We start from the raw sequence: 16,542 nt of genomic DNA, 5'->3' as shown, positions 1-16,542 counted from the left end.
TGGGATGTGGGGCGCATCATGGGTGGGTTTCGTTCGACCACACCGCGCTCGGTGGATCGGCGGAGCGGCAGGGCTGGGAGTGAGTTCACGGCCCTGGCGAAGACGATCCGGGATCGGGGGTTGCTGCGTCGCCGGTATGGGTATTACTGGTCGAAGCTGATCGGTCTGCCGCTCGTGCTCGCCGGCGGGCTGTTGGTGTTCGTGTGGATCGGTGACACGTGGTGGCAGTTGTTCACGGCGGTGTTCCTGGCGGTGGTGTTCACGCAGATCGCCTTTCTCGGGCATGATTCGGCGCACCGGCAGATCTTCGTTTCGGGCAAGTGGAATGACTGGACAAGTCTCGTGCTCGGCGACCTGCTGGTGGGGATGAGCTATGGATGGTGGCAGCACAAGCACACCCGTCACCACGCGAATCCGAACAAGCTGGGGTCTGATCCAGACATCGAGCTGCCGGTGGTCGTCGTGGCTCCGGAGCGTGCCGCGCCGAGAGGGCGGGTTCTGTCGTGGTTGCGCTCGCATCAGGGGATCTCCTTCTTCCCGATCCTGCTCCTGGAGGGCGTCTCGCTGCATGCGTCCGGGGTGCGTCGGGTGGTCACGCGCGGTTCGTTGAGCAGGCGATGGGTCGAGATCGGGTTCCTCTTGGTCCGGCTGGTCGGTTTCCCGGTGCTCGTCTTCCTCGTGCTGTCGCCGGGCATCGCGTTCGTGTTCCTCGCGGTGCAGCTCGGGCTCTTCGGGTTCTACATGGGCGTCTCGTTCGCCCCGAACCACAAGGGGATGCCGATCGTGCCGAGCGATGCGAGCTTCGACTTCCTGCGCCGCCAGGCGATGATGAGCCGAAACGTCCGCGGCGGACGTCTGCTCGACACCGCGATGGGCGGGTTGAATTATCAGATCGAGCATCACCTCTTTCCGTCCATGCCGCGCCCTCACCTGCGCAAGGCAGCGCCCATCATCGCCGCCTACTGCCGGAGCCATGATGTGCCCTATGTGCAGACCGGGCTGCTGGCGTCCTATGCGATCATCGTGCGGTACATCAACCGTGTCGGGCTCGGGGAGCGCGACGTGTTCACCTGCCCCCTGGTCGAGCAGCGCCGCTACTTCACCGCAGCCCCGCAGTGAGCACGCACGACCACACGGCAGCCGGGCGACGGCACGCCGCCGTCGTCTACAACCCTGTGAAGACCCCGCTGGAGCGGCTTCGCCCCGTGGTCGCGGAGTATGAGGCCCAGCACGGGTGGGCGCAGACGCGCTGGTACGAGACCCGCAGCGACGACGCGGGCCGGGCCGCCGCGGAGCACGCTCTCGCTGCTGCTCCGGCGGTGGTGATGGTCGCGGGCGGCGACGGCACGGTCCGAGCCGTCGCGGAGGTGATGCAAGGGACGGGCATCCCGGTCGCGCTGGTTCCCCTGGGCACCGGCAATCTCCTCGCACGTGATATCGGTGCGCCGCTCAACGACATCGCCGCCTGCGTCTCCGTTGCCTTCGCAGGTGAGGACCGGTCCGTGGATGTCGGGGTGGCTGAGCTCGAGGACGAGAGCGGCGCCCGGCGTTCGCACACGTTCATGGTCATGGCCGGCATCGGACTGGATGCGGAGATGGCGGAGAGCACAAGCACCATCGCGAAAAAGCACCTCGGCTGGTTCGCGTACGTCACACCGATCGCCCGATCGGTCATCGTGAACAAGCTCTTCCATCTCGACTACCGAATCGACGGAGGGCGGGTGAGGTCGACGCGGGCGCACACGGTGATCGTCGGCAACTGCGGAACCCTCACCGGGAACATGCTCCTGATCCCCGCTGCGATCATCGACGACGGGCTGCTGGACGTCGTGATGATGCGCCCGACAGGACGCTTCGGGTGGGCGCGGATCGGAACCCGCCTCACCCTGCAAGGCCTCGCCCGCCGTTCCCCGCTCAGCCGCAAGATCCTCCAGCAGAAACCCGACCTCCACGCGCTCGCCTACGTTCAAGGAATCCGGTTCGAAGCCCGGTTCGACGCCCCTCACCTCATCGAACTCGACGGCGACAGCTTCGGTCACATCGCCCGTGTTCGTGTCAGTGTCCGCCCAGGCGCCCTGCATGTGCGCGTGGCGGCCGAAACGAACTCGGTGGAGAAGGGCACCGCCGCCCGGCAGCGGCCGTCACGCCTTTAGAAACCTCGGCGCCACGGCTAGGGAGGTGGACCGCGCCCCGTGCGTCCCGCGCGGGGTGACTACGCCTTGGCTCGCTTGGCGCGCTGCCGGAGTATCCCGAAGATCAGGGTGCCGATGAAGAGCACGATTCCGATGATGGCCAACCAGAGCAGGCCCTCGAACACGAATCCCACGATCGACAGCACCGCCCAGGCCACAAGCAAGATGAGAAGAACTGTCCACATGCTCCTCACGCTACGCTCAATCGCCCGAGAATACCGGTGATCAACGACATTGCCTCTGCGCGATCTGTTCGGGCCTGCGGCTGACCGGAGGATTCACAGCACGGGCTGACATAGTAGAAGAGTGCTCCGCCTCGGTGATGGCATACCGATCCGAGGAGAAGGGGCGCTCATGCCCGCATGGTGGGAACAACTTCTACACATCACGACCGGTCGCATCAGCCGCCACCACGAACTCCCCGATCTCCGGCACCTGCCGACACGGCCTGTCGCCCTGGAACGGACCCACTACCTCGTGAACGATCGCGAACGCGACAGCCAAGCGCCTCGCATATATGTCCTCCGCACCCAGCCCCGCACGCGAAGATCCCCAGCCGGGGTCGCCGTCACCTCCAACGGACGCGGCGTCGGCCATCTGCCCGCCGATGCAGCAGACGCCATGGGCCCGCTTCTCGACCAACTCGGCGGAGCGGCAATCGTCAACGGCACCGGACCGAAACCGGGAAGCATCCGACTCCGAATCGACCTGCCCACTCCGGACGCGGTCGGCAAGTTCATCCAGACGCTCGCGAACACTCTCGAGCGCTCCGATCATCCGTGACTCCGAAATGATATTCCCGCGGCAGTCTCTCGTAGCCGGGGCTGGCCGGGCGACTCTTCATGCTGACGCCGACGCCACCTCGGGACATTGCGAGAGGCTAACTGTTTTCGCGCCATTCGGCTACAGGCCGAGACGCTCTCGGAGACTAGAAGGTGACCGGAATCATGCGGCTCATGCATGGCATGACGTCTTCCGTGTTATGAGAGGCTCGGAGTCAAGCGGGTTACCAGCGCGGCTGCGTCATTTGGACGCCCGGAGATCAACGGCGTCCCGTATCGGCGACGACAGGATCCCTTTAGCGTTGCGATGCCGACGCACGACCATAGGTCTTACGAGCACGCTCGTGGACTTCCTACGCACGAGCATCGCCGCGGATGGGTTCGTTCCCGCAGCGCAAAGGGATGACGCGTGAGTGTCAGGATCGAGCCGAGCCGATCCATGCTCGTGGCTCTTGATCTGCCGGATAGGCAGTCGGCGGACGCTCCGACGAATGGGGGGAACTGATGAACGAACAGCTGGCGCTTCTTCTGACGGCTGCCGGGACTGGCGTGGTTCTTGTCGTAGCGGGATGGGTTCTCGTCCGTGTCGCACGACGGGCAGCCGCTGGAACACTCAAACGCAACCAGGTCGCCGGAATCCGGACCAGCGTGACCGTCTCGTCGGACACCGCCTGGCGGGCAGCGCACGTCGCAGCGGAAAGGGACAGTGTGCGTGGCGCACTAGGGCTCATAGCAAGGTGGGAGATGGCCGCAGCGAGCAGCCTACTCACGCTCGTCGGCGTTCCCTTCTCCATCGCAGTCACGACTTTCACCCTGATCGCGCTCGGCGCGACGACATGGCTGCTCGTTTGGACGCTGAGGGGCGCCGCCATCGGACAGAGGGCCGCAACGCAGGCCATTCCAGAGAGGTAACTCCTGCACGCCTCGCGCCGAGAAAAGTGTTAACGAAAGTGCTAAGCAACCTGTAGGTCGGGGTATCGCGGTGGAGTTATCCACAGGGCACATGCCGCAGATCGTTGATTTTGTGCGGCAGAACGCCCTACACAGTTTCGTGGCGCGCGGGGGTCGAGGTCAGTTCAAGTCCCCCTCGCGCACAGAATGAGCAAGGCCCCGGATCGGAGATTCGGGGCCTTGCTCATTCTCGTGTGCCGAGGCTGGCCTCTTGAAGCCCGGGGCCCCTGCGCTGCCGCAGAGACCCCTACCGCTCATACCGCGCTGACGCCGAAGACGAGCCCCAGGGCGTAGGTGATCGCCGCGGCGCCGAAGCCGATCGCGAGCTGACGCAGCGCCCTGCGCAGCGGCGGTCCTCCGGAGAGCACACCCACCATGGCGCCCGTGACGAGCAGGGCGATGCCCACCAGCAGGAGTGCGACGAGTATCGCCGAGAATCCGGACAGGCCGAAGATCCACGGCAGCACGGGCACGATCGCGCCGGATGCGAACAGCAGGAAGCTCGAGAGCGCGGCGGTCCAGTCGCTGCCGATGATGTCGTGATCGGAGTGCCCGGCGTGCGTGCCGATCGGGCCGGTCGCCGCCCGGCGCACACCGGCGCGGGCTGCGGTGACCACGCGCTCCGCGCGGGCCAGAGACTCGGTCTCGCTCATCCCGCGGGCACGGTAGACCAGAGCGAGTTCGTTGGCGTCGATGTCGAGGTCGCCGGCTGCGGCATCCGCGTCGTTGTTGGCCTCTGTCGCGGCCAGCAGCTCGCGCTGGGAGCGCACCGAGACGAACTCCCCCGCGCCCATCGACAGGGCGCCGGCGAGCAGACCCGCGATGCCGCTGAACAGCACGAACGACCCGCTCACGCCGGTGGCGCCGATGCCGAGCACCAGCGCCAGGTTCGACACGAGTCCGTCGTTCGCACCGAACACCGCGGCCCGGAACGAACCCGACAGCCGCCGCCTGCCCCGGGCGGCGAGCCCGCGCACGACCTCGTAGTGCACCTTCTCGTCGGCGCGCATGGCGGGTGTGGCGTGCTTCTCGGCGTCGTACGGCGAGCGGGCCTCCGCACTCTGGGCGAGGGCGAGCACGAAGATCGATCCGAATCGGCCGGCCATCCAGCCCAGCAGACGCGAGCGCAGGCCCGCCCGGGGCAGACGATCCGGCTCGCCGCCGAGCATCTCGAGCCAGTGCTGCTCGTGACGCCGTTCGGCATCCGCGAGGGAGAGCAGGATCTCCCGCTCCTCCCCCTGTTTGCGCGCGGCGAGGCGCGAGTACACCGCGCCTTCGGCGCGCTCTTCGACCAGATAACGGGCCCACTGCCGCCGGTCGGCGGGCGTGGGCAATGCGGGCGCGGTCATGAATCCTCCGTGCTCGTGGGAACATTCCACGCTATCGAGCGGCACCCCTCCAGACCGCATCAGAACGGGGATTGACAGCTTTTCGGAGCCCCTAACCAGCGTGGCCGACGGCGCCGATCAGGAGCCGTCGACGCCGATCAGGAGCGCACGCGCTTGCGGAGCACGTCGATGCGCGACTGCAGCTGGGTGACCGTGGCCTGCGCGACCGCCGGGCCTCCGCACACCCGGCGCAGCTCCGCATGCACGGCACCATGGGGTTCACCGGTCTGGCGCGCGTACAGGCCGACGAGGCTGTTCAGCAGCTGCCGCTGCTCGCGCAGCGTGCGGTGCAACGGCGCCGGCAGGGTCGTCGTCGCCGCCTCGGGCGGAGTCGCCGCCTCCCGCGCCTCGCGCAGCCGGCTCTGCCGCGCCTGACGCTGCATAAGCAGGTCGTGCACGTGCTCGGGTTCGAGCAGTCCCGGCAGGCCGATGAACTCCTCCTCCTCCGGAGTGCCGGGTTCGGCGAGCTGTCCGAACTCCTGCCCCTCAAAGACGACACGGTCGAAGTGCGCCAGCGACGAGATCGCCTGGTAGCTGAACTCCTGTGTCAGCGCGTCGGATGCCTCCTCCTCGCGGTTCGCGCTCTCCAGCAGCGAATCCTCGAGGCCGTCATCGTCCTTGCTCTGGCGGTCCAGTGCGTGATCGCGCTGCTTCTCCATCTCGTTCGCGAGAGTCATCAGCACCGGCACGTTGGGCAGGAACACACTGGCGGCCTCGCCGCGGCGCCGGGCACGCACGAAGCGGCCGATGGCCTGGGCGAAGAACAGCGGCGTGGATGACGAGGTCGCGTACACGCCGACCGCCAGGCGGGGCACGTCGACCCCCTCGGACACCATGCGCACGGCGACCATCCACCGCCGGTTGTCGCCGGAGAACCTCTCGATCCGCTCGGATGCCGAGGCGTCGTCCGAGAGCACGACGGTGGGCTGCTCCCCCGTCAGGCTGTGCAGGATCTTCGCGTACGCCCGCGCCACGGTCTGATCGGTGGCCAGCACGAGCCCGCCGGCATCGGGCACGTGGTGACGGATCTCGCTGAGACGCCGGTCGGCGGCCGAGAGCACCGCCGGCATCCACTCCCCCTCGGGATCCAGCGCCGTGCGCCAGGCCTGCGAGGTGACGTCCTTGGTGTTGTCCTGCCCCAGATGCGCCTCGAGCTCGTCGCCCGCGCTGGTGCGCCAGCGCATCTTGCCGGCGTACATGTGGAACAGCACCGGCCGCACGACACCGTCGGCGAGGGCGCGACCATAGCCGTAGGCGTAGTCGGTGCTCGACACCCGTGCGCCCGACTCGTCGGGCAGGTACTCCACGAACGGGATGGGCGCGGTGTCGCTGCGGAACGGGGTGCCCGAGAGCAGCAGCCGGCGACGGGCGGGGCCGTATGCATCGCGGATCGCGTCACCCCAGCTGAGCGCGTCGCCGCCGTGATGCACCTCGTCGAGGATCACGAGGGTGCGGGCGTCCTCGGTGAGGTGACGGTGCACGCTCGACTTCGCCGCCACCTGCGCGTACGTGACGACCACGCCGTGGTAGTGCCGGGCGGGTGCCCAGTGGCTGTTGCGGAAGCGCGGGTCGAGGCGGATGTGCACGCGCGCCGCGGCATCCGCCCACTGGGTCTTGAGGTGCTCCGTCGGGGCGACCACGATCACGCGGTTCACCTCGCCCATGCGGAGCAGCTCGACGGCGAGGGTGAGCGCGAAGGTGGTCTTTCCCGCGCCAGGGGTCGCGGCGACGAGGAAGTCGCGCTGATCGGCCTGGAAGTACTGCTCCAGCGCCTCACGCTGCCATGCCCTCAGCTTGTCTGCGGTTCCCCACGGGGCGCGCTGAGGAAAGGACGGAGAGAGCATCAGATCTACGATAATCCAGCCCGCCGACAGAGGTCTGCACTGCCCCGCCCGCGCGCCGGTAGGCTCTCACCGGCGCCCGAACCAGAGGGCGCCGGCACCGCCGAAGGAGAACCCGATGGTCGACCAGGAATCGTCACGCACCCCGTTCGTCGCGAACGAGGGTCCGCACCCGTGGCGGCGCTTCGTCGCGGTGGGCGACTCGTTCACTGAGGGCATCGGCGACCCCGACCCGGCCATGCCGGGCGGCCACCGCGGCTGGGCCGATCGCGTGGCCGCCGTGCTCGCGCAGGACGTCGACGACTTCGCGTACGCGAACCTCGCCGTGCGCGGCAAGCTCATCGGGCAGATCGTCGCGACCCAGATCGAGCCCGCCGTCGCGCTGAACCCCGACCTCATCTCGATCTGCGCGGGCGGCAACGACGTCATCCGCCCCGGCACCGACCCCGACGAGATCGCCTCACAGCTCGAGGATGCCGTCGCCCGCCTGTCGTCGACCGGCGCTGCGGTCGTGCTGTTCACCGGGATCGACACCGGCTTCACGCCGGTCTTCCGCCCGTTCCGCGGCAAGGTCGCGATCTACAACGAGAACGTGCGTGCCATCGCCGACCGGCACGACTGCATCGTGGCCGATCAGTGGGCGCTCAAGGTGGTGCAGGACCCGCGCTTCTTCGACGATGACCGACTGCACTACAACGCGCTCGGCCACCACGAGGTCGCGCGCATGGTGCTGAGGGCGCTGAATGTGCCGAACGATCTGCAGGCCATGCAGCCCGAGGCGGTGCCGGTGCGCACGTGGCGCGAAGCCCGCGCCGGCGACATCGGCTGGGCGCGCGAGCACCTGGTGCCCTGGGTGCTGCGGCGCCTGCGCCACCAGTCCTCGGGCGACCACATCGCCGCCAAGCGGCCGGATGCCGTACCGGTGCGGCTGCCCGACATCGAGGTCTGATCCACGCCGGGCAGGCTCACCCGGCCCGGTCTTCGTCAGTGCGTCAGCGCCCAGAGGGCGACGGCCGCAGCGGATGCGACGTTCAGGGAGTCGACCCCGCCGTGCATCGGGATCGTCACGACGGCATCCGCGGCCTCGAGCGCACGGTCGGTGAGCCCGTCGCCCTCGGTGCCCAGCAGCAGCACGACGCGCTCCGGTCTGGCCTGCGCGTAGGCGTCCAGGCCGACGGCGTCGTCGCTGAGCGCGAGGGCGGCCAGCTCGAATCCCAGCTCGTGCAGGGCGGGCCCGGCATCGGCCCACTCCCCGATGCGGGTCCACGGCACCTGGAACACCGTACCCATACTGACGCGCACGCTGCGGCGGTAGAGCGGGTCGGCGCAGCGCGGCGAGACGAGCACGGCATCCGCCCCGAGTGCCGCGGCGGCGCGGAAGGCGGCGCCGACGTTGGTGTGGTCGGACACGTCCTCGAGAGCCAGCACCAGCCGGGCGTCGCGGAGCACATCGGCGAGGGCGGGCTCGGCGGGGCGATGCATCGCCGCGAGCGGGCCGCGGTGGATCGCGAAGCCGGTGACCTGCTCGGACACCTCGTCGGAGGTGACGTACACCGGCACATCGGCACCGTCGAGCGCCTCGCCGACGGCATCCACCCACTTCGCCTGGGTCAGCACCGACCGCGGTCGGTGTCCGGCGCCGACCGCCCGAGCGATCACCTTCGCCGACTCGGCCATGTACAGCCCGCCCTCCGGCTCGTGCTTGCGTCGCAGAGCCACGTCGGTGAGTGAGCGGTAGTCGTCCAGCCGGGCATCGGCGGGGTCCGAGACGTGCACGAGTCGCATCGCTCCACTCTGGCAGGTAGGCGGAGCCCTGGCAGGTCGACGCGGCTCCGGCAGGCGAGCGAGCGGCCCCGGTGCGCCCGCCCGGGTCGTAGACTGCGGAGCGTGCAGGCGAGCGAGCAGACGGATGCGGCCATCGGGGAATCCGAACCCCTGCCCGCGGACATCGACCGCATGGCCGGACTGCTGCGCGGACGGCGGGTGGCGGTGCTCACCGGGGCCGGGATCTCCACCGACTCGGGCATCCCCGCCTATCGCGGGATCGGGGCACGCACCCGCGCCAGGCCCATGACCATCCAGACCTACCTGGAGGACGAGGCGGCACGGCGACGGTACTGGCTCGGCGGCCACCTCGGCTGGCGTGCGTTCTCGGCGCCCGACCCCAACCCGGGACACCGTGCCCTGTCGCGGCTCGAGCAGGCAGGCGCCGTCAGCGGGATCGTGACGCAGAACGTCGACGGCCTGCACCTGCGCGCCGGCAGCACCCGGGTGGTCGAGCTGCACGGCACCATGCATCGCGTGCTCTGCCTGGACTGCGGCCAGGTGCTCGACCGACGATCCGTCGCCGACCGCCTGGAGCGGCTGAACCCATGGGTGCGCGTGCCCGAGAACATCCGGCTCAACCCGGACGGCGACGTCACGCCCGAGAGCACCGAGGGCTTCGTCATCCCGCCCTGCACGGTCTGCGGCGGGATGCTCAAGCCCGAGGTGGTGTTCTTCGGCGAGTTCGTGCCGGCCGCGCGCTTCCGCGCCGCCGAGGCGCTGATGCACGCCTCCGACGCGCTTCTGGTGGCGGGCACCTCGCTTACCGTGAACTCCGGCATCCGCATCATCGAACGCGCCCGGCGCCGCGGCATCCCGCTCGTGATCGTCAACCGCGAGCCCACCCGCGCCGACGGCTGGGCCGACGCGGTGGTCACCGGCGGCACCAGTGAGGTGCTCACCGCACTCGCCGGACGGCTCGCTCACTGAACTCGACGTAAGCTCGAAGGGTGACTCTCATAACCCTCGTGCGCCACGGGCAGACCGACTGGAACCTCGCCAGGCGCATTCAGGGCTCCACCGACATCCCGCTGAACGAGACCGGACGGGCCGACGCCCTCGCTGCAGCCCAGGCGCTCGCCGCGGGCGCGCACCACGCCGTCTACGCCAGCCCGCTCGTGCGCGCACACGAGACCGGCCGCATCATCGCCTCGCATCTCGGGCTCGCAGAGCCGGCGATCACCCGCGGTCTGCGTGAGCGCGAGTTCGGGGTTGCCGAGGGCACGAGCGTCGCCGACTACATCGCCCAGTACGGCGGCTGGCATGCCGAGGTCCCCGGCGCCGAGACGCTCGAGCAGGTCCGTGACCGCGCGCTCGACTCGCTCGATCGCATCGTGCGCGCCTCGCGCCGTCGCTCCTCACCCACGGCGGAATCGATCATCGTCGTCACGCACGGCGGCGTGATCCGAGCGTTGCTGCTGCACGCCTCGGGCGGAACACTGCCCCGCGAGGGCGAGGCGCTGCGCAACGGATCGGCGCACCGCTTCGTCGCCGAACGCGGCACCCTCAGGCTGGTCGAGCCGATCGTCAGCTGACATCGCCCGTCAGGCGAACTCGCCCGTCAGCCGACCTGGCCGCGTTCGATCACCGCACGCGCGTGCCGCAGCACGGGCTCATCGACCATGCGACCCTCGAAGCGGAAGACGCCCCGCTCGTGCTCGGCCGCCGACAGCACCGCACGGGCCCACTCGATCGTCGCGGCATCGGGCCGGTAGGCGGCGCGGATGGCCGGCACCTGCTTGGGATGGATGCAGGCGGTGGCACGGAATCCGGATGCCACGGCATCCGCCGCCTCGTCCGCGAGCCCCTGCTCGTCGTCGATGTCGAGATGCACCGCGTCGATGGCGGCCTTCCCGTGCGCCGCCGCGGCGATCAGCACGCTCGCCCGCGCGTGGCGTGCCACGTCGCGGTAGCGTCCGTCGGGGAACCGGCTCGCCAGTCCGCCGATCGAGGCGACGAGATCCTCGGCGCCCCACATCAGTGCGGTCACCCGCGGGTGCGCGGCGATCTCCCCCGCGTTCAGCACGCCGCGCGCGGTCTCGCACAGCGCGATGACCCGGTACTCGTCACCGAATGCGTCCAGCGTCGCGGCATCCTCCGCCTTGGCGACCATGACAGTGCGATAGGGCGTGCGGGAGATCGCCTCCAGATCGAGCGGAAACGCCACCGACGCCGGGTCGTTGACCCGCACGATCACGCGGGCCGGGTCGAGGTCGGCGTCCATGAGGTTCTGCCTGGCCTGCGCTTTCGCCGCCGGCAGCACGGCATCCTCGAGGTCGAGGATCACGGCATCGGCCTTCGCCAGTGCACCGGCGAACCGCTCGGGCCGGTCGGCGGGACAGAACAGCAGCGCCGGTCCCATGTGGAAGTCCATGGTCATCCCTCCTGTGGCAGGCAGTGCACCAGCACGGTGCGGGTGGCGGTCGCCACCACCGTGCCGTCCTGATTGCGGCCGGTGTGCGCGATGGTGCAGATCCCCTGACCCGGACGCGACGATGACAGCCTCTTGTCGGCGATCACGCTCTCGGTGTACAGGGTGTCGCCGTGGAACACCGGATGCGGGAAGGCGATGTCGCCCAGGCCCAGCTGAGCGACCAGAGTGCCCTGGGTCAGCTGTGCGACCGACGCGCCCACCATGGTCGAGAGGGTCCACATCGAGTTCATCAGCCGCTGGCCGAAGGGCTGCCGGCCCTCGGCGAATGCAGCGTCGAGATGCAGTGCCTGCGTGTTCATCGTGAGCGTCGTGAACAGCACGTTGTCGGCTTCGGTCGCCGTGCGGCCCGGCCGGTGCAGGTACCGCGCGCCGAGCTCGAACTCCTCGTAGTAGAGGCCGCGCTGGACGATATCTGTCATGCCCGCACCCTACCCCGCCAGACCCAGCGCGCGGGCGATGACCAGCAGCTGCACCTCGGTGGTGCCCTCGCCGATCTCGAGGATCTTCGAGTCGCGGTAGTGCCGCCCCACGGCGTACTCGTTCATGAATCCGTTGCCGCCGAAGATCTGCGTGGCGTCGCGGGCGTTGTCCATCGCGGCGTCCCCGGCGACGAGCTTGGCAATTGCCGCCGCCTCGGCGAACGGCTTGCCTGCGTCGCGTAGCCTTGCGGCGTGGTGCCAGGCGAGTCGTGCCGTGTGCACGCGGGCGCGCATGCGCGCCAGGGTGAACTGGGCGTTCTGCCTGGTACTCAGCGCCGCGCCGAACACGGTGCGCTGCTTCGCATAGTCGACTGCCGCCTCGAGGCAGCCCTCGGCGGCACCGGTGGCGAGGGCGGCGATCGCGATGCGGCCCTCGTCGAGGATGCTGAGGAAGTTGCGGAACCCCTGCCCTCGCCCGCCGAGCAGGTTCTCCTCGGGAACCCGCACACCCTGCAGGCTCAGCGGGTGGGTGTCGGATGCGCGCCAGCCGACCTTGTCGTAGGCGGGTTCGACGGTGAAACCGGGGGTGCTGTTGGGCACGATGATCGTCGAGATCTCCTTGCCCTCCTCACGGGCCCCCTGCCCGCCGGCTCCCGTGACGGCGGTGACCGTGACGAAACGCGTGATGGCGGTGCCGGAGTTGGTGATGAACTGCTTGCTGCCGTCGATCACCCATTCGCCGTCCTCGAGACGCGCCGTGGTGCGCGTGGCACCCGCGTCGCTGCCCGCCTCGGGCTCGGTGAGTCCGAAGCCGGCGAGCTGCTCCCCCGCCAGCAGCGAGGGCAGGTACTCGGCGCGCTGGGCGTCGGTGCCGAATCGGTGGATCGGCATCGCGCCGAGGCTCACCGCGGCTTCCAGCGTGATCGCGATCGACTGGTCGACCCGGGCGAGCGCCTCGATGGCGATGCCGAGCGCCAGGTAGTCGCCGCCCTGGCCGCCGTGCTCCTCGGGGAAGGGCAGCCCGAACAGGCCCATCTCGCCCATCTGACGGACGACGTCGAGATTCAGGGTGTGCGTCCGGTCGGCCTCGTAGGCCTGCGGGGCGACCACCTGCTCGGCGAAGTCGCGCACCATCCCGGCGAGTTCGCGCTGGTCATCGTCCAGTCCGATCGTGCTGAGGTCGTCGGTCATGCTGTCTCCTGTTCGCTGACGCGGGCGACGGGTTGGTCGCGCCGCACCTGGTCGCCGACGGCGACCAGCAGGTGCACGGTGCCGTCGTGCGGCGCCAGCACCGGATGCTCCATCTTCATCGCCTCGATCGAGACGAGGGGGTCGCCTTCGCGGACGGCATCCCCATCGGCGACGTGCACGGCCACGACAGCACCGGGCATGGGCGCCCGGCCCTCGGGGTCGCGCGGACCGGATTCCGCCGCGCATTCGGCGAGGCGGCGCTCCATACGCGCCCGTCGCGAGAGCGGACGCAGCCGGGCCGTCGTCCCGTCTGCGAAGACCCAGACCGCGCCGTGCGCATCCGTGGCCGTCGGGATGCCGTGCACGTACGCCGCCGGCGCCTCGACGATCTCGTCCTCGTCGGTGAGGAACACCGTCCGCGGCGGGGACGCCGGGGCGCCCAGCCGCCAGCCGGGCAGCTCGTGCCAGATGTCCGCCGCCCCGGCGTGGCGCCGGCCGTTCACCGACCGCGCCGCGGCGGCGAGCATCGGGGCCGTCGGGTCCGCTGCGGGGAAAGGCAGCATCGTCTCGATGATGCCCGTGTCGAGATCACCGCTCGTCACCCGCTCGTCGCGGATGAGGGCTCGCAGGAACGCGATGTTGGTCTCGACGCCCAGCACCACGGTGCGGGCGAGAGCGGCATCCAGGCGGCGCAGCGCCGTCCGGCGGTCGGGACCCGAGGCGATCACCTTCGCGATCATCGGGTCGTAGAAGCCGCTGATCTCGGACCCGGTCTCGATCGCGGCGTCCACCCGCACGTCGCGGGGCGGATCGAACAGCAGCACCCGGCCGGTGGAGGGCAGGAAGCCGCGCTCGGGCGCCTCGGCGTACACGCGCGCCTCGACCGCGTGGCCGCGGACCTCCGGCGCCGGGTCCAGCGCGCCGCCGGTGGCGACATGCAGCTGCAGGGCGACCAGGTCGAGTCCGGTGACCTCCTCGGTGACCGGATGCTCGACCTGCAGCCGGGTGTTCATCTCGATGAAGAACACCTCGTCGACGGCATCCGCCTCGACCAGGAACTCGACCGTGCCGGCACCGACGTAGTCCACGCTCTTCGCGGCCGCGACGGCGGCGTCGAGCAGACGGCGGCGCACCTCGTCCGGCAGGCGTGCGGCCGGCGCTTCTTCGATGACCTTCTGGTGGCGTCGCTGCAGCGTGCACTCGCGCTCGCCGAGCGCGATGACGGTGCCGTGCGTGTCGCCGAAGACCTGCACCTCGATGTGTCGCGGACGCTGCACGAGACGCTCGAGCACCATCGAGTCGTCGCCGAATGCGGCGGTAGCCACACGGCGCGCGGTGGCCAGGGCCGTGGCGAGATCGTCGCCGGAGCGCACGATCTCCATGCCCTTGCCGCCGCCGCCCGCGCTGGGCTTGACCAGCAGGGGGTAGCCGACCTCGTCGGCCCTGGCGCGGATCTGCTCATCATCGAGCCCTGAGGCGTCGAAGCCGGGGACGACGGGCACACCGTGCTGCGACACATGACTGCGGGCGCGCGCCTTGTCGCCCATGATCTCGAGGGCGCGCTCGTCCGGCCCGATGAAGATCACCCCCGCCGCCGCGCAGGCGCGCGCCAGGGCGACGCTCTCGGACAGGAACCCGTATCCGGGGTGGATCGCCTGCGCGCCCGTGGCGGCCGCGGCGGCCATGATGGCGTCGACGTTCAGGTACGAGTCCGCGGCGGCGGAGCCGCCGATGTGCACACCCTGGTCGGCCTCCCGCACGTGCGGGGCCTGCGCGTCGGCATCGCTGTACACCGCGACGCTGCGGATGCCGAGTTCGCGCAGCGTGCGGATGATGCGGCGCGCGATCTCTCCGCGGTTCGCGACCAGGACGGTGTCGGGGAAGGTCATGGTCATCACATCCGGAAGAGGCCGAAGCGGGATTCGGGGAGGGGCGCGCGTGAGACGACGTCGAGGGCGAGCCCGAGCAGGTCGCGCGTGCGGTCGGGGTCGACGATGCCGTCGTCCCAGAGCCGGGCCGTGGCGTAGTAGGGCTCCCCCTGCGCCTCGTACTGGTCGCGGATAGGAGCTTCGAAGGCGGCGCGCTCCTCGGAGGTCCATGCTTCGCCGTGCGACGTCAGCTGGTCCTCCTTGACGGTCGCGAGCACGGATGCCGCCTGCGGACCGCCCATCACCGAGATGCGACTGGCGGGCCAGGTCCACAGGAACCGGGGCGAGTACGCCCGGCCGCACATCGAGTAGTTGCCCGCACCGAAGGAGCCGCCGATGATGACTGTCAGCTTGGGAACCCGCGTGGTCGCCACGGCGGTGACCATCTTGGCGCCATCCTTGGCGATGCCGCCCGCCTCGGCGTCGGTGCCCACCATGAACCCGGTGATGTTCTGCAGGAACAGCAGCGGGATGCCGCGCTGATCGCACAGCTCGATGAAGTGGGCGCCCTTCAGAGCCGACTCGCTGAAGAGCACCCCGTTGTTCGCCACGATCCCTACCGGATGCCCGTGCAGCACGGCGAAGCCGGTGACCAGGGTCGTGCCGTACTCGGGTTTGAACTCGGTGAAGCTCTCGGCATCCACGAGCCGGTCGATCACCTCGTGCACGTCGTACGCGGCGTTCACGTCGACCGGCACCACGTCGTAGAGACTGCCGGGCACAGCGGCCGGACGCGAGGCGACGACGTCCCACGCCGGCGCCGCCGGCTTGGGAAGGGTCGCGACGATGTCGCGCAGGATCTCGAGAGCGTGCTCGTCGTCCTCGGCGAGGTGGTCCACCACACCTGATCGGCGTGCGTGCAGCTCTCCCCCGCCGAGCTCCTCGGCGGTGACGACCTCTCCGATCGCGGCCTTCACCAGAGGCGGACCGCCCAGGAAGATCGTGCCCTGGTTGCGCACGATCACCGTCTCGTCGCTCATCGCCGGCACATAGGCGCCGCCCGCTGTGCACGAGCCCAGCACGGCGGCGAGCTGAGGGATGCGCTCGGCCGACATGCGCGCCTGGTTGAAGAAGATGCGCCCGAAGTGGTCGCGATCGGGGAACACCTCGTCCTGCTTGGGGAGGAACGCACCGCCCGAGTCGACCAGGTACAGGCATGGCAGCCGGTTCTCGAGGGCGATCTCCTGGGCGCGCAGGTGCTTCTTCACCGTCAGCGGGAAGTAGGTGCCGCCCTTCACGGTCGGGTCGTTGCAGACCACCATCACGTGCCGGCCGTGCACGAGCCCGATACCGGCGATCACGCCGGCCCCTGGTGCTTCTCCCCCGTACAGACCGGATGCCGCGAGCGGGGCGACCTCGATGAACGGACTGCCCTCGTCGAGCAGACGAGCGACGCGATCACGCGGCAGCAGCTTTCCCCGGCTCACGTGACGTTCGCGCGAGCGCTGCGAGCCGCCGAGTGCGGCCTCGGCGAGGCGATCCTGCAGCTCGTCGGCCAGTTGCTGCTGGGTGGGAGCCATCGTGGTCCTCCTCGACTCACTTCTGGTGCTGTATTTTCGCGCCCGATTGGTTAGTGTTCACTAACCAGGACA

At 69.6% G+C, this 16,542-nt stretch carries 16 protein-coding genes; 7 read left to right on the top strand and 9 right to left on the bottom strand.

Annotation, left to right across the window (positions count from 1 at the left end):
* The first annotated feature begins 18 nt into the window (after positions 1–18).
* Positions 19–1,119 carry a fatty acid desaturase family protein gene (locus H7694_RS07265; protein WP_193598843.1) on the top strand — a complete coding sequence of 367 codons (1,101 nt, stop codon included), beginning with the start codon at positions 19–21 and terminating at the stop codon, positions 1,117–1,119.
* A complete protein-coding gene (locus H7694_RS07260; RefSeq protein WP_193598842.1) occupies positions 1,116–2,153 on the top strand; it encodes a diacylglycerol/lipid kinase family protein in 1,038 nt (345 codons plus the stop codon). Before H7694_RS07265 ends, H7694_RS07260 begins: the two co-directional genes overlap by 4 nt.
* A 59-nt stretch (positions 2,154–2,212) precedes the next feature.
* Here H7694_RS07260 and H7694_RS07255 read toward each other — a convergent pair whose 3' ends face one another.
* Positions 2,213–2,377, bottom strand: a complete 165-nt coding sequence (locus tag H7694_RS07255; protein ID WP_193598841.1) for a hypothetical protein — start codon at positions 2,375–2,377, stop codon at positions 2,213–2,215.
* Between the two features lie 169 nt (positions 2,378–2,546).
* On the opposite strand from H7694_RS07255, the gene H7694_RS07250 reads away from it, so the two are divergent.
* Positions 2,547–2,975, top strand: a complete 429-nt coding sequence (locus H7694_RS07250; RefSeq protein WP_193598840.1) for a hypothetical protein — start codon at positions 2,547–2,549, stop codon at positions 2,973–2,975.
* 503 nt (positions 2,976–3,478) lie between these two features.
* Positions 3,479–3,886: an SdpI family protein gene (locus H7694_RS07245; RefSeq protein WP_193598839.1), complete on the top strand. Its 408-nt coding sequence runs from the start codon at positions 3,479–3,481 to the stop codon at positions 3,884–3,886.
* Positions 3,887–4,179: 293 nt separating this feature from the next.
* On the opposite strand, the gene H7694_RS07240 is transcribed toward H7694_RS07245, so the two are convergent.
* Positions 4,180–5,274 carry a VIT1/CCC1 transporter family protein gene (locus H7694_RS07240; RefSeq protein WP_193598838.1) on the bottom strand — a complete coding sequence of 365 codons (1,095 nt, stop codon included), beginning with the start codon at positions 5,272–5,274 and terminating at the stop codon, positions 4,180–4,182.
* A gap of 137 nt (positions 5,275–5,411) precedes the next feature.
* Positions 5,412–7,157, bottom strand: coding sequence for a DEAD/DEAH box helicase (locus H7694_RS07235; RefSeq protein WP_193598837.1), 1,746 nt, complete (start codon positions 7,155–7,157; stop codon positions 5,412–5,414).
* Between the two features lie 115 nt (positions 7,158–7,272).
* On the opposite strand from H7694_RS07235, the gene H7694_RS07230 reads away from it, so the two are divergent.
* Positions 7,273–8,103, top strand: a complete 831-nt coding sequence (locus tag H7694_RS07230; RefSeq protein ID WP_193598836.1) for an SGNH/GDSL hydrolase family protein — start codon at positions 7,273–7,275, stop codon at positions 8,101–8,103.
* A gap of 35 nt (positions 8,104–8,138) precedes the next feature.
* Here H7694_RS07230 and H7694_RS07225 read toward each other — a convergent pair whose 3' ends face one another.
* Entirely contained in the window at positions 8,139–8,939 is an 801-nt protein-coding gene (locus tag H7694_RS07225; RefSeq protein ID WP_193598835.1) for a TrmH family RNA methyltransferase, read from the bottom strand.
* 171 nt (positions 8,940–9,110) lie between these two features.
* Between H7694_RS07225 and H7694_RS07220 the strand changes: the two genes are divergently transcribed.
* Both H7694_RS07220 and H7694_RS07215 read left to right on the top strand, forming a co-directional pair.
* Positions 9,111–9,908 (top strand): Sir2 family NAD-dependent protein deacetylase, encoded by a 798-nt coding sequence (locus H7694_RS07220; protein WP_193599117.1) that lies wholly within the window; start codon positions 9,111–9,113, stop codon positions 9,906–9,908.
* Positions 9,909–9,928: 20 nt separating this feature from the next.
* Positions 9,929–10,513, top strand: coding sequence for a histidine phosphatase family protein (locus H7694_RS07215; protein WP_193598834.1), 585 nt, complete (start codon positions 9,929–9,931; stop codon positions 10,511–10,513).
* Positions 10,514–10,539: 26 nt separating this feature from the next.
* Here H7694_RS07215 and H7694_RS07210 read toward each other — a convergent pair whose 3' ends face one another.
* The 5 genes from H7694_RS07210 to H7694_RS07190 are packed head-to-tail and all read right to left on the bottom strand — an operon-like array spanning position 10,540 to position 16,470.
* Complete coding sequence (locus tag H7694_RS07210; protein ID WP_193599116.1) at positions 10,540–11,352, bottom strand: HpcH/HpaI aldolase/citrate lyase family protein; 813 nt, start codon at positions 11,350–11,352, stop codon at positions 10,540–10,542.
* Between the two features lie 2 nt (positions 11,353–11,354).
* Positions 11,355–11,831: a MaoC family dehydratase gene (locus H7694_RS07205; RefSeq protein ID WP_193598833.1), complete on the bottom strand. Its 477-nt coding sequence runs from the start codon at positions 11,829–11,831 to the stop codon at positions 11,355–11,357.
* Positions 11,832–11,840: 9 nt separating this feature from the next.
* Positions 11,841–13,022 carry an acyl-CoA dehydrogenase family protein gene (locus H7694_RS07200; protein WP_193598832.1) on the bottom strand — a complete coding sequence of 394 codons (1,182 nt, stop codon included), beginning with the start codon at positions 13,020–13,022 and terminating at the stop codon, positions 11,841–11,843.
* The gene (locus tag H7694_RS07195; protein WP_227468334.1) at positions 13,019–14,911 is read right to left on the bottom strand and encodes an acetyl/propionyl/methylcrotonyl-CoA carboxylase subunit alpha; all 1,893 of its coding nucleotides are present in this window, start codon (positions 14,909–14,911) and stop codon (positions 13,019–13,021) included. The genes H7694_RS07200 and H7694_RS07195 overlap by 4 nt, the downstream gene beginning before the upstream one ends.
* A 5-nt stretch (positions 14,912–14,916) precedes the next feature.
* The gene (locus H7694_RS07190; RefSeq protein ID WP_193598830.1) at positions 14,917–16,470 is read right to left on the bottom strand and encodes a carboxyl transferase domain-containing protein; all 1,554 of its coding nucleotides are present in this window, start codon (positions 16,468–16,470) and stop codon (positions 14,917–14,919) included.
* Positions 16,471–16,542 lie beyond the last annotated feature (72 nt).

Source organism: Microbacterium sp. YJN-G, assembly GCF_015040615.1.
GTDB lineage: Bacteria > Actinomycetota > Actinomycetes > Actinomycetales > Microbacteriaceae > Microbacterium.
Note: the sequence above shows the minus strand (reverse complement) of the source record. Positions and strands in the feature narration are given on the sequence as shown.

Bases quoted from the DNA above. Each gene is read 5' to 3' on its own strand.
- H7694_RS07240 (WP_193598838.1), bottom strand. From the start codon at position 5,274: ATGACCGCGCCCGCATTGCCCACGCCCGCCGACCGGCGGCAGTGGGCC.
- H7694_RS07220 (WP_193599117.1), top strand. From the start codon at position 9,111: ATGGCCGGACTGCTGCGCGGACGGCGGGTGGCGGTGCTCACCGGGGCC.
- H7694_RS07245 (WP_193598839.1), top strand. From the start codon at position 3,479: ATGAACGAACAGCTGGCGCTTCTTCTGACGGCTGCCGGGACTGGCGTG.
- H7694_RS07200 (WP_193598832.1), bottom strand. From the start codon at position 13,022: ATGACCGACGACCTCAGCACGATCGGACTGGACGATGACCAGCGCGAA.
- H7694_RS07190 (WP_193598830.1), bottom strand. From the start codon at position 16,470: ATGGCTCCCACCCAGCAGCAACTGGCCGACGAGCTGCAGGATCGCCTC.
- H7694_RS07265 (WP_193598843.1), top strand. From the start codon at position 19: ATGGGTGGGTTTCGTTCGACCACACCGCGCTCGGTGGATCGGCGGAGC.
- H7694_RS07205 (WP_193598833.1), bottom strand. From the start codon at position 11,831: ATGACAGATATCGTCCAGCGCGGCCTCTACTACGAGGAGTTCGAGCTC.
- H7694_RS07225 (WP_193598835.1), bottom strand. From the start codon at position 8,939: ATGCGACTCGTGCACGTCTCGGACCCCGCCGATGCCCGGCTGGACGAC.
- H7694_RS07195 (WP_227468334.1), bottom strand. From the start codon at position 14,911: ATGACCTTCCCCGACACCGTCCTGGTCGCGAACCGCGGAGAGATCGCG.
- H7694_RS07250 (WP_193598840.1), top strand. From the start codon at position 2,547: ATGCCCGCATGGTGGGAACAACTTCTACACATCACGACCGGTCGCATC.
- H7694_RS07235 (WP_193598837.1), bottom strand. From the start codon at position 7,157: ATGCTCTCTCCGTCCTTTCCTCAGCGCGCCCCGTGGGGAACCGCAGAC.
- H7694_RS07255 (WP_193598841.1), bottom strand. From the start codon at position 2,377: ATGTGGACAGTTCTTCTCATCTTGCTTGTGGCCTGGGCGGTGCTGTCG.
- H7694_RS07210 (WP_193599116.1), bottom strand. From the start codon at position 11,352: ATGGACTTCCACATGGGACCGGCGCTGCTGTTCTGTCCCGCCGACCGG.
- H7694_RS07230 (WP_193598836.1), top strand. From the start codon at position 7,273: ATGGTCGACCAGGAATCGTCACGCACCCCGTTCGTCGCGAACGAGGGT.